General features: G+C 46.9%; 30 protein-coding genes and 1 pseudogene. 27 read left to right on the forward strand and 4 right to left on the reverse strand.

Features of this window, described 5'->3' with window-relative positions:
• Nucleotides 1-161 precede the first annotated feature (161 nt).
• From ACOTX4_RS20550 to ACOTX4_RS20670, 25 genes and pseudogenes are all read left to right on the forward strand, one after another.
• Entirely contained in the window at nucleotides 162-1,412 is a 1,251-nt protein-coding gene (locus ACOTX4_RS20550) for a site-specific DNA-methyltransferase (RefSeq protein ID WP_000104323.1), read from the forward strand.
• Nucleotides 1,413-1,692: 280 nt separating this feature from the next.
• Entirely contained in the window at nucleotides 1,693-1,839 is a 147-nt protein-coding gene (locus ACOTX4_RS20555; RefSeq protein ID WP_001426334.1) for a hypothetical protein, read from the forward strand.
• Between the two features lie 415 nt (nucleotides 1,840-2,254).
• Complete coding sequence (locus ACOTX4_RS20560; protein ID WP_000556022.1) at nucleotides 2,255-2,581, forward strand: hypothetical protein; 327 nt, start codon at nucleotides 2,255-2,257, stop codon at nucleotides 2,579-2,581.
• Nucleotides 2,582-2,646: 65 nt separating this feature from the next.
• A complete protein-coding gene (locus ACOTX4_RS20565; protein ID WP_042634392.1) occupies nucleotides 2,647-2,904 on the forward strand; it encodes a hypothetical protein in 258 nt (85 codons plus the stop codon).
• 226 nt (nucleotides 2,905-3,130) lie between these two features.
• Complete coding sequence (locus ACOTX4_RS20570; RefSeq protein ID WP_046788417.1) at nucleotides 3,131-3,922, forward strand: hypothetical protein; 792 nt, start codon at nucleotides 3,131-3,133, stop codon at nucleotides 3,920-3,922.
• 51 nt (nucleotides 3,923-3,973) lie between these two features.
• Nucleotides 3,974-4,423 carry a hypothetical protein gene (locus ACOTX4_RS20575; RefSeq protein WP_000182314.1) on the forward strand — a complete coding sequence of 150 codons (450 nt, stop codon included), beginning with the start codon at nucleotides 3,974-3,976 and terminating at the stop codon, nucleotides 4,421-4,423.
• Nucleotides 4,424-4,595: 172 nt separating this feature from the next.
• Complete coding sequence (locus ACOTX4_RS20580; protein WP_000469466.1) at nucleotides 4,596-6,980, forward strand: phosphoadenosine phosphosulfate reductase family protein; 2,385 nt, start codon at nucleotides 4,596-4,598, stop codon at nucleotides 6,978-6,980.
• Nucleotides 6,981-7,229: 249 nt separating this feature from the next.
• The gene (locus ACOTX4_RS20585; protein WP_001180999.1) at nucleotides 7,230-7,469 is read left to right on the forward strand and encodes a hypothetical protein; all 240 of its coding nucleotides are present in this window, start codon (nucleotides 7,230-7,232) and stop codon (nucleotides 7,467-7,469) included.
• A gap of 62 nt (nucleotides 7,470-7,531) precedes the next feature.
• Nucleotides 7,532-7,843, forward strand: a complete 312-nt coding sequence (locus ACOTX4_RS20590; protein ID WP_000172889.1) for a hypothetical protein — start codon at nucleotides 7,532-7,534, stop codon at nucleotides 7,841-7,843.
• Nucleotides 7,840-8,028 (forward strand): hypothetical protein, encoded by a 189-nt coding sequence (locus ACOTX4_RS20595; RefSeq protein ID WP_000159618.1) that lies wholly within the window; start codon nucleotides 7,840-7,842, stop codon nucleotides 8,026-8,028. The genes ACOTX4_RS20590 and ACOTX4_RS20595 overlap by 4 nt, the downstream gene beginning before the upstream one ends.
• A 60-nt stretch (nucleotides 8,029-8,088) precedes the next feature.
• Nucleotides 8,089-8,622 carry an HNH endonuclease gene (locus ACOTX4_RS20600; protein ID WP_000241454.1) on the forward strand — a complete coding sequence of 178 codons (534 nt, stop codon included), beginning with the start codon at nucleotides 8,089-8,091 and terminating at the stop codon, nucleotides 8,620-8,622.
• Between the two features lie 111 nt (nucleotides 8,623-8,733).
• On the forward strand, nucleotides 8,734-9,345 hold the full coding sequence (locus ACOTX4_RS20605) for a DUF6012 family protein (RefSeq protein ID WP_077248242.1): 612 nt from the start codon (nucleotides 8,734-8,736) through the stop codon (nucleotides 9,343-9,345).
• Nucleotides 9,346-9,572: 227 nt separating this feature from the next.
• Complete coding sequence (locus ACOTX4_RS20610; protein ID WP_000276410.1) at nucleotides 9,573-9,800, forward strand: hypothetical protein; 228 nt, start codon at nucleotides 9,573-9,575, stop codon at nucleotides 9,798-9,800.
• Between the two features lie 179 nt (nucleotides 9,801-9,979).
• Entirely contained in the window at nucleotides 9,980-10,300 is a 321-nt protein-coding gene (locus ACOTX4_RS20615) for a hypothetical protein (protein ID WP_001133831.1), read from the forward strand.
• A 515-nt stretch (nucleotides 10,301-10,815) separates the two neighbouring features.
• Nucleotides 10,816-11,127 (forward strand): DUF957 domain-containing protein, encoded by a 312-nt coding sequence (locus ACOTX4_RS20620; protein ID WP_001165367.1) that lies wholly within the window; start codon nucleotides 10,816-10,818, stop codon nucleotides 11,125-11,127.
• Between the two features lie 4 nt (nucleotides 11,128-11,131).
• The gene (locus tag ACOTX4_RS20625; RefSeq protein WP_001424592.1) at nucleotides 11,132-11,623 is read left to right on the forward strand and encodes a DUF3085 domain-containing protein; all 492 of its coding nucleotides are present in this window, start codon (nucleotides 11,132-11,134) and stop codon (nucleotides 11,621-11,623) included.
• A 552-nt stretch (nucleotides 11,624-12,175) separates the two neighbouring features.
• Entirely contained in the window at nucleotides 12,176-12,379 is a 204-nt protein-coding gene (locus ACOTX4_RS20630) for a hypothetical protein (RefSeq protein ID WP_000781545.1), read from the forward strand.
• 54 nt (nucleotides 12,380-12,433) lie between these two features.
• Nucleotides 12,434-12,658, forward strand: a complete 225-nt coding sequence (locus tag ACOTX4_RS20635; protein ID WP_000551490.1) for a hypothetical protein — start codon at nucleotides 12,434-12,436, stop codon at nucleotides 12,656-12,658.
• A gap of 39 nt (nucleotides 12,659-12,697) precedes the next feature.
• Nucleotides 12,698-12,898 (forward strand): hypothetical protein, encoded by a 201-nt coding sequence (locus ACOTX4_RS20640; RefSeq protein WP_000814954.1) that lies wholly within the window; start codon nucleotides 12,698-12,700, stop codon nucleotides 12,896-12,898.
• Nucleotides 12,899-13,120: 222 nt separating this feature from the next.
• Entirely contained in the window at nucleotides 13,121-13,432 is a 312-nt protein-coding gene (locus ACOTX4_RS20645) for a hypothetical protein (RefSeq protein ID WP_001424621.1), read from the forward strand.
• Nucleotides 13,433-13,806: 374 nt separating this feature from the next.
• Nucleotides 13,807-14,088, forward strand: a complete 282-nt coding sequence (locus ACOTX4_RS20650) for a hypothetical protein (protein ID WP_000703843.1) — start codon at nucleotides 13,807-13,809, stop codon at nucleotides 14,086-14,088.
• Between the two features lie 215 nt (nucleotides 14,089-14,303).
• On the forward strand, nucleotides 14,304-14,909 hold the full coding sequence (locus ACOTX4_RS20655) for a hypothetical protein (protein WP_000137793.1): 606 nt from the start codon (nucleotides 14,304-14,306) through the stop codon (nucleotides 14,907-14,909).
• A 332-nt stretch (nucleotides 14,910-15,241) separates the two neighbouring features.
• Nucleotides 15,242-16,611, forward strand: a protein-coding gene (locus ACOTX4_RS20660; RefSeq protein WP_087522250.1) for an IS3-like element IS150 family transposase whose coding sequence is annotated in 2 segments (ribosomal slippage) — nucleotides 15,242-15,722 and nucleotides 15,722-16,611 — 1,371 coding nt in all. Because the reading frame shifts where the segments join, the coding sequence is not laid out codon by codon here.
• A gap of 79 nt (nucleotides 16,612-16,690) precedes the next feature.
• A pseudogene (locus tag ACOTX4_RS20665) lies at nucleotides 16,691-16,801 on the forward strand (DUF5431 family protein); the annotation flags it as partial.
• A complete protein-coding gene (locus tag ACOTX4_RS20670) occupies nucleotides 16,749-16,868 on the forward strand; it encodes a type I toxin-antitoxin system Hok family toxin (protein ID WP_223165953.1) in 120 nt (39 codons plus the stop codon). The pseudogene ACOTX4_RS20665 and the gene ACOTX4_RS20670, both read left to right, overlap by 53 nt.
• A gap of 418 nt (nucleotides 16,869-17,286) precedes the next feature.
• On the opposite strand, the gene ACOTX4_RS20675 is transcribed toward ACOTX4_RS20670, so the two are convergent.
• The 4 genes from ACOTX4_RS20675 to ACOTX4_RS20690 form a co-directional block, all read right to left on the reverse strand.
• Nucleotides 17,287-17,490: a hypothetical protein gene (locus ACOTX4_RS20675; protein ID WP_001015182.1), complete on the reverse strand. Its 204-nt coding sequence runs from the start codon at nucleotides 17,488-17,490 to the stop codon at nucleotides 17,287-17,289.
• Nucleotides 17,491-17,535: 45 nt separating this feature from the next.
• Nucleotides 17,536-17,886, reverse strand: a complete 351-nt coding sequence (locus ACOTX4_RS20680; RefSeq protein ID WP_000743060.1) for a hypothetical protein — start codon at nucleotides 17,884-17,886, stop codon at nucleotides 17,536-17,538.
• A gap of 59 nt (nucleotides 17,887-17,945) precedes the next feature.
• Nucleotides 17,946-18,548, reverse strand: a complete 603-nt coding sequence (locus ACOTX4_RS20685) for a hypothetical protein (RefSeq protein ID WP_001424602.1) — start codon at nucleotides 18,546-18,548, stop codon at nucleotides 17,946-17,948.
• A 96-nt stretch (nucleotides 18,549-18,644) separates the two neighbouring features.
• A complete protein-coding gene (locus ACOTX4_RS20690; protein ID WP_000778030.1) occupies nucleotides 18,645-19,589 on the reverse strand; it encodes a DUF5417 domain-containing protein in 945 nt (314 codons plus the stop codon).
• A gap of 509 nt (nucleotides 19,590-20,098) precedes the next feature.
• Between ACOTX4_RS20690 and ACOTX4_RS20695 the strand changes: the two genes are divergently transcribed.
• Entirely contained in the window at nucleotides 20,099-20,275 is a 177-nt protein-coding gene (locus ACOTX4_RS20695; protein WP_001371930.1) for a hypothetical protein, read from the forward strand.
• A 415-nt stretch (nucleotides 20,276-20,690) separates the two neighbouring features.
• Nucleotides 20,691-21,809, forward strand: coding sequence for a DNA-binding protein (locus tag ACOTX4_RS20700; RefSeq protein WP_421635420.1), 1,119 nt, complete (start codon nucleotides 20,691-20,693; stop codon nucleotides 21,807-21,809).
• Nucleotides 21,810-21,849: the final 40 nt, after the last annotated feature.

Genomic DNA, 21,849 nt, shown 5'->3' on the forward strand with positions numbered 1-21,849 from the left:
TGCGAAGGTGTCTCCGCTAAAGGAGCCCGGCTCGCTCTGTGCAAGCCCAGCTGTGCTGCATGATTTGGCAAAGTCTTCAACAAACCAGATCGGTCTGATTTAGTAATCTCACTTCCAACCATCAGGCCGATATAATAACTGTATCCCCATTAGGATGGCTGATGAGTACGATTAATACGGACTTAATTGCGCATATCTACGCTGCCTCCGAATCGCCGTTGACCAACGACGAGCTTTATCGCGAAGTGCAGCGTAAAACTGGCATGTCGGATGCCGAATTGCACGAACTGAAAGAATTTGGGTCAGATAAAACCAGAACCAGCGGCGTCAAACATAAGGTTCGCTGGTTTCAGCAGACTCTCCGTCAGGCCGGGGTCATCGAACGCGTTCCAGAAAAACGGGGCGTCTGGAGATACGCCTCTAAGACGAAAACAAACCTGCATGAGTCATGGGAAAAGCTCTGTGTTGTCGGTTTCTCAACTTCTCTTGGGGCATCGGTTTTTGGAAACGCCTATGCCTTCTTCAGCAATATCACCGAGCAAATTCATCTTTGCCTGACCTCGCCACCTTACCTCCTTCGAAATTCAAGAGACTACGGGCACGGAGGGGGGCGTGGCGAGCAGGCTTATATTGACTGGCTTCTGCGTATCCTCGAACCGATCGTGAAACAGCTTGTACCGGGCGCAAGTGTGGCATTGAATATCACTCAAGATAGCTTTAATAGGGGTAGGCCTTCACGTTCTCTGTATCTGGAGCGTCTGACACTGGCATTATGTGACAAGCTGGGGCTTGAGCTCATGGACAGGCTTCAGTGGGTGAATCGCAGTAAGCCCCCATCGCCAACGCACTGGGCATGTAAGCAACGGGTGCAGCTCTGCTCATCGTATGAGCCTGTGCTGTGGTTTACCAATGATGCGAGTAAGGTTCGTTCAAACAACTTACGTGTACTACAACCGCATTCAGACCAGCATCTAAAATTGCAGGCAGCAGGCGGTGAAAATCGCACGACCTTTTATGGTGATGGGGCGTACCAGCTTAAAAGCGGTTCCTTTGGAAATAAAACAGAAGGAACGATCCCCAAGAATACTTTGTTTTACGGCAATAGCTGCGCTGATACGAGATTTTGCCATTCCATTGCCCGCGAGCTCGGTTTTCCGCTGCACGGTGCAACGTCTCCTACCAGGCTTGCAGCGTTTCTGATTGAGTTTTTGACAGAGCCGGGAGATCTTGTTGTAGATCCCTTCGCTGGCTTGCATAAAGTCCCCATCGCAGCCGAGCGACTTGGCAGACGTTGGCTGGCGACGGACAAAATCATGGAGTGGCTGGCGATTTCCCGAAACCTTTTTACGGCCGCACCGGGATATAAGAGTAACCCCATGCTGGATGAGCTCGCCGAACTGTATCGGACTTAATGCAAGTTAACGGTTTTGATAAAGTGGTTTGAAGCGACAAACGGTTTATTCATTTAGCAGTGGTTCCACCAGAGAATGGCAATATTAACGGCTTAGCATATACCGCTGAGATAATCAGGTAGTCATTCATTTCCGGTTGTCTGTATTAACGAGTGTATTCATTATTCACTTGTTTCTACGATATAGACCCAACAAAAACAAATTGATGGTTGTGATACAGATGTTGTTGGATTAACTAATTTGGTAATTTAGACGGTTTCTAAATTAAAGGTGGACAGATATGAAGTCAGATTCAGAAATGGCTTCTCCTATCGAGTTGCACATTGGCGATCATGTCCAGCGGCATGGTGCTTTATCTGAGGTCATGCATATTGTTGAATCCAAATGCGATATTCCCGGCGGCATCCGGGTAGCAGCATGCATTTGACGGGTTATCGGTAACGTTCCGGGCAATATTCCTCGTGGTTGGCTGGAAACACCGAAGCGTATGGCTGAGCGAGGCGTTAAGTGGGCGACGAGTCTGCCCGGAGGGCTTTACTTTAACATGCAGGGGAACGCACATGCGAAAGTAAGCCGGGTTATTCGTAATGTGACTAACTGAAACTTTTTTCTGAATTGCGGTGTAAAAGTTACTTTTCACCGCGTCGTTTTCCATCACTACTAATTCAGAGTTTTTCTGAAATAAGCAGAGTTAAAGCTAACGATTTATTCAGGCCATTTTATTCTAATCATTATCCTACACTTCAAAAATATGCAATATTTTTTCTTCTGACCTATTAGCCAGAATTCTCGATTCGGTATCATTTACTTACGGTAATTCTTTTAAAAACGAGGTAAATGGCATGCATTCTCAGGATCCTATCACGAAATTAACCCAGACGTTGCAACGCGACGATGGTTCTCAGGTTCGTATTGTAGCGCAGCGGGGATATGGAAGCGGGCTTACAGCCTCGCTTGATGTGTACGTTCTCCGTCGTGATTCCTCTGAAAGCAACTGGTCACTGTGCGGAAAAGATCCTCACCCCGAGTGGAGAAAGATGTCAGTAGATGAGTATCAGAAATTTGGACGCTCAGAAATGCTGCGCTATGCCACACCAGGTGAAATTCTCAGGGTGGCATCCGCTATTGGCCAGCCAATGAGCTTCCTCGATGGCAACCCTGCGTTTTAGCCTGAACCCTGGCGACGCCTTTTAAACCGGCGTCATTCTTTTTACGAGCAACAGACGGAGAAAAAATGAATCTGAACGAACGAAGCACGAGCGCAGCGACGCCAGATTTGAGCCGACTTTATCTCATTTCCGGGCGCATTATGTTTGATGATGATGATCAGGCCTACCCGGTCGAAGCCGATTCCCCTGGTGATGCAGAGGAGGCTTTTCGGCATCATATTGCCGACAGTGCCGACGACTTAGAAAAGGTGATTATAGTTTCCTCTACAAGTTTCGCTTCAGCTCACAGCAGTCGCGTAATTTGTCGGCCTGCCGTGAAGTAATTTCAGCTTCCAATGATATTTCCCTCTTTATAAAAGCCGCCGTCTGGCGGTTTTTATTTGCAAAAATGAATATTAATCCTGAACAATATTAATTTAAGATGAGGTGGTGTTCATATTCTTCTTAATATTTTTTCTAAAAAAACGACTTCAGGTTATTAGTTGGTAGTAGTGTGTTTGTTATGATCTTCTCATCAAATACATTAATTAAATAATCAAGGAGTCAACTGTGGCAGATAATTATACTCTGGCGTCGTTTATTATTCCCTGCACTCAGGAGCAGGCTAAAATGGCACAAGAAGCAATCACATTCGTTACCGAAGCAGAAATTGCAGAAGGTGAGCGTTTGATTGATAAGCCACTGGCAGATTGTTCTCTGACTGAGAAGCTGATTCTCAGTATTATTGAGAACCACCCTGAGTATGACCCTTCAGAGCCGAGCTTTGGGCAACCATCCTGCCCAGACTGTAATTATGAACTGTCGTTCGCAACAGAAGTTAACAGCAGTGGGCTGTCAGTTTTTCATGGAGAGACTATTGATCTTGACCATGCAATTTGCCTCACAACTGCCGTGCTGTCGGTATTCGACCTCCCGGAAATGGTAACAATTACTGCTGCATTTACATGCAGTAAAAGCCGGACAGATGAATTTGGGGGTATGACTATTCTGGTCACAAAGGATACCCACTATTACCAGGATGGCTGTCAGTTTTCTCGTCTCATGAATGAGGCTCACAAAGCCGGTATCCAGTATGCTCTGTGTAAAGTGACGCATTACCACGGTGAGAGCAGCTATGTGGCAAGCTATGTCCTGAGCTGCGACGTAGCGGATTCAGCCCAGGAGGTCGTTAACAGACGACTGAAGGCATGTGCCGGAAAAGAGCCAGAAGACGGAATCTATATTCTGAGTGAAGAAGACAACACCAGTCTTTCGGTCGAACTCGTTACAGAACTGTCTCCGCTCGATTACGACAAGCTGAGCAAGCTTCTTCCTTCCCTTGACACCCTTTGCGGCGCATAAGCCTGCCTGATAACCGTAGCCACCGGTTCCCCCGGTGGCCTGGAGCCTGCCATGACCAATAAATTCATAGTATCTACCGTTGTTTGCATCAATGACTTTGCAAGTGATGTTCCGCAAAGTGTTTCCTTACGGATAGATACAATGCTTGAACAGCGTATCCGCAAATTGGCGACATACGTGAAAAAAAACGATCTTCAGTTAACTGAGTTTTACTTCTATGACGCTAACTGGTCATTTTGTGGTGAAGATGAAATTCAAGAAATAACAGACCAGGATGAATATAAGCATAGCGATAGCACAAGGCAGGAAGCGATGCTGCGGGAAGTAATGCCATCAGCACGTACGGAATGCCCGGTTATTAGGGTGATGAAAGATTCATTTCAGCTTTCTGCTCTACCACGCCATTGTGGTGATGACATGACTCTTAACACTCCTTCAATTCCGCTGTCTGAGTTGAAAACAAATGTCACGGCTTTTATTACACCACCAACCTATATCTAATAGCTGTGCTGGGAGATTAAATTACAATGGGTTTTTATTTTAAATCTATTTAAGAATTAAATTTGCGTGATTTTGATTTAATATAATTTCGCTAAATGGTTGCGCTGTAGTTATTTTAAAGTTCTAATAAAAATATCAGTGATGCAGCATATGCCGTGGTTCAGGAAAATATATGTTTATTGAAAAAAGTGACTCATTCCTTGAATTACCCTCAGAAGTTATTTTTCCTGAGGCGGCTAATGCTGCCATTTTGAAACATGATAAATGGGCTGATGTTTGGGAGACCCTGACAACCGATGCCGATCTGAACTATACCGATGAAAAGGAGACTGTGAGTCTTTCTTCTCTGGTCACGTCAGCCACATCTGCTATTTATCAGGCTATTACGGACGGATGGACGATGTGCGTGGGATACAGTGGCGGTAAAGACTCCCATTCTCTTCTTCACCTATTTCTGATGGCATTGATCAGGGCAGTACGTAACGGCACAAATATCAGCGAACATCATTTCATTCAGATGTCCGATACGCTGATCGAAAACCCTGAGATGCACTATCAGGCTTCACAGGTTCTCAACCAGCTTAGAATGTTCATTGCTGAACACCAGCTACCGGTCACAGTCCTTGTCGCCCAACCGTCTCTTACGCAGAGCTGGGTAGGCCGCATTCTGACTGGACGTGGACTTCCGACCTGGACTAATTCTTCAACCCGTCAGTGCTCAACCGACTACAAAATCGCCCCCCTGCGCAAGGCCAAAGCTCGTTATCTAAAAAACGCCCCGGCATCCGTACGAAGCAGGGTATGCCTGATGCTGGGCTCCAGGGATGATGAAAGTGCCCGAAGGGCCGGAAATATCCTCAAAATGGGAGGGCAGGCGAGGAAAGTAACCCTGACTGAGCACGGTGGTGAACTCTATCCAGTAAAGGAGTGGCGCACTCAGGACATCTGGTCTTTTCTAATGGCCTGTGGTTCCGAATCCCGCTTCCCTTTACCAAGCTTTATGCCGGATAACTTCAGCCTGGCAACGCTTTATAAAGACGCCACCGGAGAGTGTATCTGGTCGCCGGAGAAACCCACGCGAACCTCAGCTTGTGGGGCTAGATATGGGTGCTCGCTTTGCACAGCCGTAGGGGTTGACCATTCAATGGAAACGCTCCTTCGCACTGACCCTGAGAAATATGGTTATCAGGCAGGCCTAAGTCGTCTTCAGCGATTTCTTTCTAAGATCCAGTACGACTGGAGCCTGCGGGATTATATCGGTCGTAAAGTGTTCGAAGGCGGGTATGTGCGTCTTCAACCCAATATCTTTTCTTCGTCCCTGACTGAACGTCTTTTTCATGTCTGTTGCAGCCTTGATTATGTTGAAGCCAGACGTGCGGCAAAGCATCGCAGAAAGCTACTTTCCGGCGAGGTGGACGATACGGCTTATAACCGTCGTATGGCTGAGCCACAATTTCGGCTTGTACATGAAGCAAACGTGATCCACGTTGATTTCCTCTGGTCGTTGCACTGTTTCAACCCTCGCCCGTTTCGGGCAATTGAGATCTATCGCAGAGTCTGGGAAGAGGCCGATCTGGACCTTCTTGAGGATGAGCCTGACATGCTGCCTGTGGCCCGTACACCAATGCCAGCTCCACTCTGGATGAAACTGCCCGGAGGCCGGTTCGGTACAGCTTATGATGGACTGACTGATACGTTGCCGCTGATGACCTATTTTGACGGGCAGGCTGACCCCAGGGCTTCACGTAGCCTAAAGACCGGAGAGAGCAGTTCTGTCGTCGTGGCATTCGAGGAAGAGGATGAGCTGACTGTTGAAGAAGATACGGCGTCCTGGATTATCTGGCATGAATACGACGGGTTACGCCAGAGCATCGCTGACGGTGAGTTTACTCCAACGACTGCTGCTCAGTATCTTCTTCGTTATGGCGCGGTCCGAATTTCAAAAGGGAAGGGCGCTGTCTATCATCGTCTCGCACAACGGGGACAAACCTTTTCCCGCCTGGGGATAGGCGAAAGAGTGTCGCTTCCAGAGCTGGTTGCCAGTCGGCGTTTTAAAATACTCAGCGATACTGCATACCGTCAGGTTGTAGCCCGGAAATTGCGTGGACAGATAAAAAAGTTCAGATTCTGGGCATGCGTAGCTGCCTGTGTACAGTTGCACGTACACAACAAGACGGCACTCGGAGAAAGAATCTTAACGTTACTCGAAGGTGAGAGGGAACAGCAACAAGGTGCGATCCAGGCGAAGCTGAAGGCGGGAATGATGGATGCAGTTCTAACTCTGTGTAACCAGCGACTCCGGGTGAAAGAAAATACTAACCAGCCAGAGGAGTTCCGCTATTACCGTGCCGTAAGAGCTCGTTTCATGCGCCATTTATCTGAATGCCTTAAGCCAGAAAATGGCGGCGTTATCCGTGACGTTATCTGGGAACTGAGGGTGCTGAGCAGTGCTCACGGTACGACCAAAACAGGTTTTTACTATGTCGATAGCAATCGCCCGACAGCGAAAGGACTGTTAAACCGCCTTCTGATGAGGATGGTCAGGCAGGTCGTATAAGCGTCTGAAACGCGAAACACACGAAAATGAAGGGGTTATACAAAAAAAACTTAGCTTTGATCGTGATGTAATGTGGACATCATGTCCAAGCGTTGCTGCATCCAGAAAAGTAACTTTAATCCTGTTGATACAGCCTTTGCATTACCTGTTTACGCATAGCCTGGAAACGTTCTAATTAAACCAGACAAATATAAATTTAAATTAATTCACTCACCCCCGGAATCGGGGAACTAAACAAAAGGATCATCAATGCAAAATCAAAATACCCCCGCTCAGGAAAAACACACCGTATACCTTTTTAATGCTGAACATGCTGACAAGACAGCCGCCAAGCAAGCCGGGAAACTCTTCACGCTGGACATTGAACACCCAATGACCCTCAACGATCTCTCGCTGCTGTGTGAGTCGGTCGCGGACGCTGTGGGAGCACCTGGCGGTATTAAATATGAAATCACAACAGAGCCTAATGGGGTTCAGGAGGAATACTGAATCAGTGTGGTGTGAGTCCATTTTAATTTGAGGTTTCATGAGTTCTATCGAGAGGCTGAAGTATGACTTTGAAAATGGGAAGTCCCCGGACTTCCAAGCCTGAGGGGCCATTTGTATTAATCACTTTTGAGGGGGACGAATTTCTTTTTGATGACAGACATAATGTCGTCAAGATAAATGGCAGGCCTAAAAAAATGGATGTAAAGCGAAATTATTTTGAGTCCGATCTGGGAGAAGGGAAAGCGAAATACTGGACTTTAAATATCGAAGAGGCTCATCGGTTCAATTCGATTGATGAAGCGACAGAACAACTTTGTAAACTGAATCGCCCTCATCTGATCAAAATTCGCAAAGTTGAGGGGGTATCTGAATGACCAAAGAGATGTTTTTACGCATTTTAAATGAGGCACAGGCTCGTGTGGATAACGATTCGCTTCCGCTTGATGTTCGTATCCGGTCACGCACCACGGTAAATGATTGCGTCATCCGGGCAGATAAAGAGGGGTGGCCTATTGAGTATAAACAGAAGGTCTGGGTAGAGGCAGTCAGTGGCTGTTAACTTCAGCGGTTACTTAAGCCAGCTCCTGTGCCCGTGAGATTAGTAAAGGCGGAAAATGATATGGTCAAGGTGATAAATATCAACGGGAATTTAGTTGAGTTACCTGAGCCCTCAGCAAAGTTATCCAAAGCGGAATCACCTGATGGTAGGTTCTCAAAACCTAAAAATAAGATCTCTAAAATACAGCGAGCTGAGCTGCGAATGAAATTTGGGGGGCGTTGTGCCTATTGTGGTTGCAAGCTTCCTGAAAAAGGGTGGCATGCCGATCATGTTGAGCCTGTTCGACGCGACTTTGAACTGGTGAGAGCCCCGGTCGGCAGCGGCGTAACTCATGTTGCCCGAAGTACGGGTAAGGTTATGCACCCTGAACTGCATGCAATAGAAAACTTATTTCCATCATGCGCTCCCTGCAACCTTTTTAAAGGAGCTTTTAGTGTTGAAGGAATGAGAAATGAAATTACCAAACAGGTTGAACGGGCTCGCGCATATAGCGTGAATTTCCGTACCGCAGAACGTTTTGGTTTGCTTCATATTGTAGTAAAACCGGTCGTCTTCTGGTTTGAGCAGTATAACGAACAGAAACAAAACGAATAATTTCTCAGAGACATAAAACAAGTCAATCAACAGTGGTTAACCAATTAAAAAAGTCTATTAACTATTTTGATGCTGCTGAGGATCTGCCAGTTATATCCATAAAAGGAGAAAATGATGTATCTGCATCTTGTGCCACGTATTCTTCACCATATGAAAAACAAGTGTACTCTCATGTCCGTGTCTGTCCCTGAATTGTCACTTGAGCTTAAAGCTGATTCGCTGGTGGCAATGAAACCCTATCCCAACAAGACCTACCACGTTGGCATGCTGAAGGGGCGACGAGCATTAAATGGCTTTCTGGTAAAGAGCCCACGAACTTTAGCTGAGTTCACAATGATAACGCTCTGGGAAATAGACGGCTTTGGGGAAATTAGTCATACCGTAAAAACGCTCGTTCAGGACAACGACTATGACCTGGTCTCCCACGATGTCCTTTTGGCACATGCATACCATCAGACGGAGGAGGGATTGGGGTACCGTGTTCATCCATCCTATGACAGTTTAGCCCCTGTCGATTTTGAGCCAACAATGCAATCCCGGTACATAAAGGAATCCGACCTTTCTCACGACGTATGGGAAACCTATTCATGGGGGGAATTTCTGCGTTCGCGTGAAGAGACATTTCTGGCGATGACCATTTCTTCTTCTCGTTTAAACCACCCTGCATTTATCAGAGGAAACCGGCTTCCTCAAACTGACCAGGCCATCATTATTAGTTCCTAACTCTGCCTGGAATAAAAGTCAGACGACGGGTCAGATTTCTAGCATCTAATTAAATGAATGCCCGGTAAGCCGGGCTTTGTCTATTCAGCAATCAGCTTCTAAAATATAGTTGCTAACCGAAATTCACTCCTCCAGCTTGTTAGCTAAAGTGCTTACTTATGTATAATAATTTACGTCTGGTTATAAATTTTTTTGAATCATTTAACACAACGTCTTAAGGATACATAATGTATAAGTTCACTCCCGTCCAAATTATTGCTGATTATATACTGAGGTTTCTTAAAAATAATGCGGATGCCAAGCTTTACGAGGCAATGCAGCGGCTTGAAACAAAAATCGGTCAGTTTATCGCTGATGGGGTTGATGAACATCAACTACGCTCTTCATTAAGCAAAGCCAGTCGATCTCGTTCCAGGGCGACTCTTATACAGGAGTGTGAGAAACTTATTTCGTAAAAAGAGCATCATCCGGGAAAGTTACTTTAACGATAAATGGCTCCCTTCTTATCGGTTTAAGTTGACGGCCATCCCTACTAAAGCCATCATAAAGCTTGATTAGCATTCGAGTGTAGCACAACTGATTTTCATAGAGTCTTTATCCATTCTCCAGTTCTCTAACTGTATAGGTTCTATTCATGCCCAATAGCTTCGATAAGCCGCAGACGCGCCCAGCACATAACTCTGATGCCGAACCCTTTTTTCCCAAAAACCTTGGTTCGTTTATAGAGCAGGTGTCCGGAAGAGATCTGGCAATGCTCACAGAATCCGAAAAAGAACAGCTTGCGCACCTAATCAAAATTGGACGGAGATATGGAGTTTCTGTAGCTATCGTTCCCGATACAGACTCTGCTGAGCTTCATGAATTACTGTCTAATGCCGGTTCCATTGAAAGGCAGTTTTCCATCTATGAACGCATCCAGACGAAGATTGCGTTCACACGGTGTCAGGAAGCATAAACAAAGTGAGAAATACAACTACGTGGTATGACGTTGTACATGTTGAAATCATTACAGGCGAGCGAGACGGCAGGATATGGGTGCTGAAGCTCTCCTGTGGCCATACAGTATTTCGTCGAATACCTCCTCTTCGTCTTCATAGCCTCACCGCTTTTTCTCTGCGGGAGCCCCCAGAAAAATGTCGGTGCTCCCTTTGTAATTCGAATCCAAAATAAAACCTTTTTAAGGCCCCAAACTGAATATCACTGGATAAATCAACCTCTACAGCGTTCAATCATAAACGCTAAATTTATATTTCATTCATTCTATTTTAAAAGCGATATAAAAGACGGAATCCGATTTAGTCTGTTTGATGCTTAAATCATCTTTAGTGCCCTTTATCTTTTACACAGCGACTTTAACATTAACCTGAGCAGAAAAGTTGTTTTCAAACAAAGTGCGAAAACTTTCTGCTCAGGTTATTAGCCGGGTAAGCCACTTTGTTATATTTGTTTCACATTAACAGAGGAGGCGATATGCAAATTGAAAAGGTGATGTCATTACTTGAAGTGCTTTCAAGCTGGCTTGAAGATAACATCAATATGGATTCTGAAATTATCTTTGATAATGACGAAGATAATACCAACTCAGAAATTCTGTATCCTGCTGTAGAAAAGGCTAATGCCGTTTTGCGCAAAATGGCATCTTTATCTTCAGATTCTGTTCATGCAATTCGACAGCGCTTGCAGCTTGCCGTAGAAGGCAAAGCTGAATTGTCCCTCAAGGATGTGGGAGAGCTTCTGCTGGCAACAAAGTATCTGATGTTGTCCACTGAAGAGGGAGAGTAAGCCTGTGACCACTCTCGTATTTGAAATGGCGGATATTAATAAACTGATCGAAGAAATTCGCACCGCAAAAACGTTTTCGGTCACCGCAGATCAGATCTATGACCCGGCATGCTATCCGGGGGGAGCCCTCCTTAACGCTGAGGGACAGACTGAAGAAGAGGCGCGTAAAGCTGGTAGGGTTTTCTTTCCCTCATCCTCAAAAATTGCCAGCACACATCTGGTGCCAAAAGTGCTTCTCGCGCACAGTCATGGTGTATACCTGATCACTAATGCTGAGCTTGAGGGCTCTCCCGCATCCCGCGATACTGTGGCTTACGCCCAGGGGATGAATCCAAAACTGGATGAGGACTGGGATTACGCTTGTGATGCCGCTTTGGGTGGGTCTGATTGTAGCTATACCATTCCCGTTGAGTGGCTGGAGTTAGCGGTAGAGCAGGGTTTTCAGGAGTTTCGACTTCGAATGAGTGAAACCAAGATCAAACTTGTCACTAAATAGTATGTCCTTGCTGTTGCCAGTCAAACATTGTCCGCCAGTCGAGCTGCTGGCGGATTGTTTTATATAAGGAGGGGAAGGTATGTCAGGTTTAAGCAGTTCCGCCCAGAAGCTTACAATGGCACAGATTTACGTGTTACGACGGATGGCATCCGGCACGGTCTATGATATCTCTGGCAATTTCAGACGGGCCAGAGAACGGCGTACGTTTATGGGGAATCCTGATGATGTGACGTGCAGGAGCTCTCCGGTCCTGTTCCGGCTCGGCCTCGTGGAGTTATGCCAGCCAGCAAGCCATCTGGAGCCAGGTTTATACTATCGGCTCAAGTTGAGCTCCTCAGGGCATGAGGCTCTCAAGGCGAACGCACACCTCTAACATTTGAGATAGTTCGTTCGCAGCCAGGAAAGTAACTTTCACCTCAAGTGTGACCCTTACTACCTCATTTATGAGTAAACCCCCCCTCTGATATGTCGAAAATGCTCATTTATACGAAAATAGTTTCTCTTCAGGTGTGATGTAATTACTGAGAATTCTCCCTGAATGGAAGGCAACCGATGAAAATGTTTTTTACCCCTTATGTTCGTATCGTTTTCTATTTTTGCGCATTGATTTTTATTGTTTACAGTTTCAGTGATTTTTTCCAGGGCGTCCCTGACAGCACCTTCTTCAGTGCGGTCATCATGCTACTTGTTATCGGAACCATTGTTGCCCGGCATCTGGATCGCAAAAAATCTCTCAAAAATACTTCACAGATTTAAGTTTCAACTCAGGCCACTCTCGGGTGGCTTTTATAATTTAATAAGGACCGGTTCATGCATAACCACGAAATTCAGACCATTGCTATATTTAGTGCCCAGTATAAAAACATCGAAGATGCTGAAAATGCAGGTGCTTTATATTCTGTAGATATTGAATATCCGATGACACTAAATGATTTATCGCGGCTTTGCGACTCTATTGCCGAAGCAGTAGGTGTGCCTGGCGGCGTCAAATACCAGTTCGTGTCCCAGCCGGAAGCGCATGAAACCAGCTTCTGATAACCAGTAACCAAACTGCCTAAAAGCAGGTGCAAAGCCATGAAACAAACAAAGTCTTCTATGTCACGTATTGTGCAGCTGTACGACGGGAGCCGATACGGAAACTGCGAGCAGGCTGATAACGAAGGAGAGCTTTTTACGGTGGTGTTGAATAAGCCTTCGCAGATCGATGACATCCGTAAAATCGTAGACACAACCGCCGAAGTACTTGGCAAAGCTTTGCCAGTACTCCTCTTATAAAGCTTACATCCGTGAAGGATAATTACGGTCTTACTACTTTCAGTTTTTCATTCCAGTGCCGTCCATTTTAATTTATCGATTTTAAGCGGTCGGCGCTATTTCATCGTTTCTTTTCCGACTGTAATTCCTTATATATAGGAATATTTCAAAGAATTTTTCTCAGGTTATTTGTGGCGGGATGCCAGTTGTTATAATGATTCCACATAATCTGGAGAGTTAATCATGATCACATCTCTAATGAATTTCCGCGATTTAACCGGAGAGGCAGTCATCCAGGCGCGGCAATGCGTTATTAATGCGGAGATCGAAGCGGCCCGGGAAAAGGTAATTCATGCTCGTTCGTTATTCGAAGCGGGTATACATAATGTTGTAAACGGTAGTTCTGGCATTAAGGCTGCGGCAGCACATTTTCTGGTGATAAAACGTTTACAGACTGACACTCGGTATCTGGATGCGGTTATCACTGATAACCTTTGCATGTTTTCTCCTGAGGGTTATCTGTATCTGTTTATGCAACAGCGTTATATGCGATAAAACAATGTGTTAGGGAAGTATCTTGCCATTAAAAATATTAAAAAGGTGACTTGATGAAACCATTTGGACTTGCCGGAAAACCCCGGCCCGAACCTTGCGGCTGCTGCTGGTATACCCGTGAGGACTGCCCTTACGTCAGCGCAAAATAGATCTATCGCCGCAGGCAGCGCAAGGCAGAACGCCAGCGTCAGCGCAGCACCATTGTGATGGCCGTTTCTGAATTTCGCTGACTTCTTCTGGAAATATCATTTTTTCTCCAGAAGAATTTTAAAATAAAGGGAAATCTCTTCACGGGTATCTGATGTTTATTGTTTATGGTAAATTGCGCCACATTAATTTTTGTGGCGCAGTTCGTGTTGGCTTAAGGATATAATATGAAAATCAGCCAGCTGGAATCCGGGATGCAGGTTTGGTCTGTAACCCGTACCAAAATGGGAAATACCACCATTACAACGGTCATTGTCCACCCCGTTGTCATTATAGAAATTCATGATAATCATGTGATTGCTCGCTGGAACGGCAATGCACCACGTCGTTTTGGAGAAACGGCTATCAGGGGCTGGAAGAAGGAGAAGCCCCTGCTTGTCCGTGAACCTTTCGGAAATGCTCGCCTGGCCACCCGGGCTGAAAAAGCCGCTATGCAGGAAAAAGAGTAATACCCCTTTTAGCATCCACAATTTCAACGTCCATCTGCCTTTAACCTTGCCTGTTAATAACGGAATCCTTTCTGACTGGCCGGATCCCACGCATAACCTGAACTGTTGGCTAACCGTCTTACAGCCAAATTCCCTCCTTTATCTGGCAGGAGTGCGTCCGTGAGCTCTGTATGATCTACGTGTTTGTTCAGTAGAGCACATAACAGGAGTGGGGTATGACTGAATTAAATAAAAGCCCGTCCGGTTTTTCCGGAGCTGATGTCAGTAAAGAACAGGCTGCCATAAGGGCACTTGTAGAAAGAGTAGTGACCAACTATCGCAGCCGGACAGCACCTGATCGGGTTCAAAAGGCTTCGGTAGCGTTTAATGGGGGATTAATCCTGACCCTGATGCTGGCCTTGTCGCTATTGGGCTACCTTGTGGCGGAATTGTTCAGGGGGTATGTTGCGGATAGTTCACCCTATGTGCCTGGTCTAAGTTATTCGCAATTTTCGATGCTGATGATCGTTGAGCTGTGTCTATGCTTTCTCGCATGGTTTTTGGTTGTCACAGGGGACTATCCCCGGCCGTGGATATTTCAGGTAGTCCCGATGGAGCAGTACTGGTTCTTTGACGAAGTGGATGACGACGATCTTGCCCGGCTTTCCTGTAACCCTTACATCAAGCGCTGGCTACTTGATGAAATGTCCGGTATTCATCGACTGACCTACACGAGGCTGCATGATCGACTGGAGCGCATCTGTAATATTCCATCCCATCTCGAATACAGCCGTATTCAGGCACATAAGCTTTCCCTAATCAACGGAACCAGTGCCTCCTGATCCTACCATTGCATCCGGAAATTAAACGGGCAGGAACTGCACTGTATGTTCCGACCAAGCAGCTGCCCGTTACCCTTTTCTTTAGTGTAAAAAGACTGTCTCCGACAACCGGAAGTGACTCATGTCAAATAAATTATAAATCAATGATTTATGCAGGCAGGGTGTTTGGCTGATCAGGGCAGAGTGATATAATGACGCTGGTGCTGGAGGCTTTTGCCCCAGCCAGCGGTAACACTGTTTGACTGTGGTAAAAGCAGAAAGCCCCGAGTAATTTTTCAATTAACCTGTACTGCACCCATTTTGTTGGACGATGAAATGGAATAGCCCCTGATATGTCAAAGCCAAAATACCCTTTTGAAAAGCGCCTTGAAGTCGTGAATCACTACTTCACTACTGATGATGGTTACAGGATCATCTCGGCACGTTTTGGTGTCCCCCGAACCCAGGTCAGGACATGGGTTGCCCTCTATGAAAAACATGGAGAAAAAGGTTTAATTCCCAAACCTAAAGGTGTTAGTGCTGATCCTGAGTTGCGTATTAAGGTCGTGAAAGCGGTGATCGAGCAGCACATGTCCCTTAATCAGGCTGCTGCTCACTTTATGCTTGCTGGTAGTGGTTCTGTAGCCAGGTGGCTGAAGGTTTATGAAGAGCGCGGAGAAGCTGGTTTACGCGCGCTCAAGATTGGCACCAAAAGAAACATTGCAATATCAGTTGATCCAGAAAAAGCGGCATCAGCATTGGAGCTGTCAAAAGACCGACGCATTGAGGATCTTGAAAGGCAAGTTCGATTTCTTGAAACGCGGCTTGTGTATCTAAAAAAGCTGAAAGCCTTAGCTCATCCCACGAAAAAGTGAAAGTACTCAACGAGCTAAGGCAGTTTTATCCTCTTGATGAGCTTCTCAGGGCTGCGGAGATACCGCGCAGTACGTTTTATTACCATCTAAAGGCTCTCAGCAAGCCTGACAAGTATGCGGACGTTAAAAAGCGTATTGGTGAGATTTATCATGAGAATAGAGGCCGATACGGATACCGTAGGGTAACGCTGTCTCTTCATCGAGAAGGGAAACAGATTAACCATAAAGCTGTTCAGCGCCTGATGGGAATCCTCTCACTGAAGGCAGCGATTAAGGTCAAGCGATACCGCTCTTACAGAGGAGAGGTAGGGCAAACCGCCCCCAATGTTCTCCAAAGAGATTTCAAGGCTACGCGGCCAAACGAGAAGTGGGTTACCGATGTTACTGAATTTGCAGTCAATGGGCGCAAGCTGTATTTGTCTCCAGTAATAGATCTCTTCAACAACGAAGTTATTTCTTACAGCCTTTCGGAAAGACCAGTGATGAACATGGTCGAGAATATGCTCGATCAGGCATTCAAAAAGCTTAATCCTCACGAGCATCCTGTTCTGCACTCTGACCAGGGATGGCAGTATCGTATGAGAAGATATCAAAATATCCTTAAAGAACATGGTATTAAACAAAGCATGTCCAGAAAAGGCAATTGTCTGGATAATGCTGTGGTGGAGTGTTTCTTTGGAACCTTAAAGTCGGAGTGTTTTTATCTTGATGAGTTCAGTAATATAAGCGAGCTGAAGGATGCTGTTACGGAATATATTGAATACTACAACAGCAGAAGAATTAGCCTGAAATTAAAAGGTCTGACTCCAATTGAATATCGGAATCAGACCTATATGCCTCGTGTTTAACTGTCCAACTTTCTGGGGTCAGTACAACCCGAGGCCCCTGTATGCTAGTCACACACAGCGTAGCCTCTTGCCTGCTTAAATGCAAGGAGAAGAAGGCCATGAAAATGCCGAACCAACCCATTGTTTTGTGCATATTAATAGTTTGTTTAACGCTGTTGATATTCACCTGGCTCACACGAAACTCGCTTTGCGAGTTGCGGATGAAAGACGGAACAAGGGAGGTATTTGCTATCCTGGCCTACGAATCCGGTAAGTAGCTGACAAAGAGGGGGGCAACCCCCCTCTTTTCAGGGTGTGGATTAGTATGCCATCGGCACCTTTTGAAAGGGTTCCTCTAAAGCGGAGGAACCCTTTTTTCTTTTAGTGAAAAGATTGTGGTTAGTAACGTTATGCAGGGTAAGCGTTCATATCAGCGGGCCACCAGCCATCTTTCATTCCCATCATGAAATTGCGGTTCATTGTGCCCACAAACACTCAGCTGGGCACCGTTCCGCTTCATGCAGGTCCGGTGCATCTTCATTTTCAGACGCTAAGCTGATCGGGGTGCATCGTGGAGCAGTGATGCCAGAGGGAGAAATTGCAACCGTGAAATCAAAACTTATCATTCGGCTACCGGGCAGTGGTACTCACCTGGCAGAGCATGTATTTATATCCGGGCCTGGCTGATGCAGCCCTTCATACCTTCTGCTTCTCAAGGACACGGCGGAGTTTTTTTACCTGGGACGCAGTGGAAAGTGTGCCGGTTCTGGGATGGCATGCGCTTGCCTTTTCATCAGGTTTAAGCTCATAGGCTAATGCCAGATCGTTCAGAGCCGCCTCAGCTTTCAGCAGGGCCTCAATGGCCGTGTTCAGGTATACAGTTCGGCTCTCATGGTTCATCAGTATTGTCCTCACAAGGGTAAAATGACAGGCGATACCTGCCGTTTACCCTTTGTCTCCGTTAAGAATGGCATTACGGCAGGCTTCCCAGATAACCTGGGCATTAGCATCACACTCCACGAACCCGCCGCACTGATCGTATATCACCTGGTATACCTCTGGGGGAATCTTCCCAGGCGCAACCGGAGTTGAGCGTTTGCCTTTATGAATCTCATCTGCGGTATCACAGACAGCGTCGAGATGCCGCGACATCCACTCAGATAATTTCAGACCCTCTCGATTTGCCTGTTTTACATAGCGAACCTTTCTGGAAACCGTAGATCGCATCTGAATCTGTGTCACAGCTGGCACATCTTCTTTCATGGCATTCTGTAATGCAGCTTTGGGCTTTTTCATGTTCATGGTTGCTTTAAATTATTCTGGAGTTCGTCTGTTATAAATGCTGCCGTGATCTGTCAGCGTCGCTTAAATAGTTTATCGCCTTCCGCCAGTTCGCCGTTGAGCTGTTCAATCACACTCCAGATGAGCCGATCATCCGGCGTTGAGCCTGCACACTCTTTCACGACCGCCACGGGTCTAAATTCTTCAGGGTCTGCCTGCCCGGAGGTGAAGAGCCTGCTCTCAACCCAGTGGGCCCCCTCTGTGCAGCAGTGGCAACTGGTTTCAGGTGGTTCATCCAGACCGTCCACTCCACAGGCTGAGCAGGTGAACAGTTTGCGAGACCCACCAGCCAGTGGCGTATCGCAAGCTGCTGGAAGTGCGCCAGCATTGCGCCAGTAAAGCACATGATTTGAATCGTAGCAGTGTCCATGAAGCAGAAGCGAAACGCCGCAACTGCGAGTTTCAATGGCTTTGCCTGTGCCAAGGTATTGCCCGATTTCGTCCCATACGTCCACTAAGGTGTCAGGCAGCGGACGCGTAACAGGGAACTTAGCGCAGTCGTCCGGGGTGCCTTTAATGCAGCAGAGGGCCGAATACGCAAGCTCCTGCATTTCGTAGGAGTACTGACCACATACCACGCGTTCCAGTTTGTCGATTAGTTGTTCTTTATTCATCATACTTAGCCTTATTAAACAAATTCATTACACCACTGGCACCATCTGGGCAGGAGCAGACTGCGGCCCGGTAGTAGAGCCGCAGGGGGTGTCGCTGGACTAACAGGCGCTCAGTGAGTCCCGCACTTCCTCATGACTGGTCATATTCAGAAGAAGCTTTCCAGGGCAGCGTGGTTCCGCCTGTGAACGGGTGACGTCTTCATTGAGTGCCTGGATATGAGCAGATTCAACGGTCCTACGCTGTACGACATGGTTGCTAAGGTTGAATTCGCACTGGAGCCTTCTGGCATCAGAATCCGCGTTCATTGCAATGCGTTCATCAAAGCGGCGGTTCATTCGCAGAGCCTCTTCGTGAGCTGCATCAACAAGGGTGCGTCTGGTGACATAGTCGTTACCAGCAAAAAACGATAGCTGAGCGTGTTCCGAAGAGTAGTCGGAGCTTCCCTTACAACGGGCAATCGCGGCTTCAGAGTGCAGGATTAATGAACTCAACCGTGAACAGACGTCATTGATGGTGCCTGTTTTCAGACAGTCGTGGATAAGTGTCCAGGCGGAAATGCTCAGCGGGCGGCTGGTGGTCACATAGGGATTGTAATGATCAACCGTTACGATTGTACGCAGTGAATGAAGCGATTCGGACTGCGTACGTAAGTCACGGCGAACAGTAGATGCCACCGAGGCAACATCTTTACATTCTTTGTCGGACATCGAGTCCAGTACGCGGATCTCCACCTCTGCCGCCTTTGAGGCGATATGCGCACTAATCTCCCCCTTAAGACGTTTGTAGTCAGCCTTGAAGCTTCCCACGCTGTCAATATCGATCCAGTAACCACAGCTGTAACCAGCATTACCAAACTCGTCATCTTTCTCATAGTTCGGACAGCCGTCATTGCTCCAGCCAGCTTTTTCCAGCAGCTCGTCAATAGCGACCAGCTCAGCCATTGGTGCATGTTCGATAATGAAATAATGGACACGGCCCCAGGCATATGCGCGTGAACGGCCATCAACAGAAGTATCAGAAGTCGTCTGACGGGAAAGTTTCATGAGGTACTCCAGTTCTGCCCGGTACCGCCGGGGCGGTGGTGCGAAAGCCGCACCATGAATGACACTATGATCCTCCTGACTTCTATTGTCAATACAATTGAAGCGGCGTTTTATTTATTCATTATTTGGACCCGGCTCGTACGGAACGACCGTCGGGACTTGCCGATCTTTCTACGGTGAGCAGGGGAAGGGAACATCCCAACGCTTGTTTCCAGATGTGCAGCCTGGGAGGGCGCAGAATGCCTGACAGAATCATCGTGCAGCGGTGGCGAAAGACCCGACAAACGGGAAAAGCATCCTTTTATTCCAAATCCAACCTCAGCTTTTAATTACGCCAGTACGTTTCCTAAACATGCCAAATCGGTCTCTTATACGCCCGGATGGGCCCGATGAAAACGATAAAATGAGAAAAAGAACCCGACACATCGCTGCTCTCTGGGAAAGCCGGTCAGCAGATGGAGCGCCAGAAACTAAATCCGCTGGTTTTAATAATGATTGAGGAGAACAAGATGAAAGATAACAAGACACGTCCTGTAGACTCGTATGCTCATGCTGATTTCATGGAGTCCGTCTTCAGCAACCTCAGGGCTTTCTGTGATGCGGAATGCCAGCGGCTAACTGCCGGTTATCCCCCAACTGTCAAACCAGAACAGCAAAGCACTGACGGCCAGCTGTCGGCGGCATAAAGCATTACCTGCCAGTTCGTTCAAATTTCTGCTTCCTTAAGCCCGGGCCAAAAGCCCGGCTCAATCCAAAAACTGAACGTACCAGTTTACCTCTATATCTCCTGAATCCCCTGCGACTTACAAGAGACCCGCACCGGTTTAGCCATTCCTGTCCTGCCACTCTCCCATCACTGGCCCAGACAACCGGAAAAGTAACTTTTCTCTCTGAGTCACCTTCTGAACCAGTTATTTTGCTTAAACGTAAAAACGGCCCACTGTTGTGAAGATTTAAAACGGACGGATCGAGTAGTATTGCCTCAGGAAAATTTTTAAAAAAAGTTACTTTTTCTTCTCCGCAACCTATTAGGAAAAATGTCGAACCTGGTATTGTTGTGTTGTAGCGCAGTTAAACAACCAACCAAAAAAGAGAACAAAAATGTCCGCAATCGAAACTGAAGTAAAAAACAACAGCAACGAAATCAGCCTTCGTGGTTACCTGGAACGCACTGGTAACGGTGCCCGTAAAGGCAACGGCCTTATCATTGACCCTTCGGTTGTTGTAGAGCAGGAAGGCTTTAACACCCGCACGGCCGGTATGGGCGAGCTCTACTATTCAATGCCTCACGTTGTGGAACACCTGAACAGCCTGGCCGATGCCTACATGGAAGACCCGTTCAGCGTGACGCCTATCGTTGTTCAGATGGTTAATGGCGTACCTGTACTGCGTCAGGGGGCTTGCCGTATCCGTTCCATCGCTATTGCAAACCGCCAGCTGGAAGCAGAAGGGCGTGAACGCATTACTCGTATTCGCTGCGAAGAGTTTCGCGGTAGCGCTTCAAAAGCAGAACTCTTCACCCTGACCGGCAACTCCAACCTGGCGCTGTCTGTCGTAGCTGAAGCGCTTTCAATTAAGCGTCTGGTTGAAGATAAAGAAGAGCCTAAGACCTTTGCGGAACTGGCAAAAAAACGTGGTAAATCAGAGCAGCATCTTCGCCAGATGGTTCGCGTACTGGACCTGCCTTCTGAACTACAGACCATGCTTGTGAGCGATCAGGTGAGCATGTACGTTGCACTGGACGAGTATATGTACAGCGGTGAGGATGCGGTAGATAACATCAACAAAGCGATCTCCATCTATGGCAAGGCGACGAAAAACACGCTGAAATTCGTCAAAGCTGCCAAGGTAGAAGAGCGCATGGCAGATCCGCAGACTCCGGAAAACATCGGTGCTGAGCAACCGGCAGATGATACTACCGATAACACCCCGGTACCGGATCAACTGAACGATGAAAGCAATACGGAGACGCTGGATACGCCACCGGTACAGGAACCGGCTCCAGCTCCAAAGGACAGCGCTCCTAAACAGAACCCGGCAGGTAAAGCACCTTCCATGTCCAGCGTTCTGAACAAAAAGACTGTGACCGTCATTGCAGACACCGCGATCCCGATTTTTGAACGTATTGCTGAAGAAGCCAAGCTTAAAGAAGGTGAATCTGTCAGTACGGCACTGTTGCAAATAGTCGGTGGTGATAAACTTATCATCCCCTTTTGCTGATGGAGCTGCACATGAACCCATTCAAAGGCCGGCATTTTCA

The organism is Enterobacter cloacae complex sp. IR5459, from assembly GCF_049238005.1.
In the GTDB taxonomy this organism is placed as follows: Bacteria; Pseudomonadota; Gammaproteobacteria; order Enterobacterales; family Enterobacteriaceae; genus Enterobacter; species Enterobacter hormaechei_C.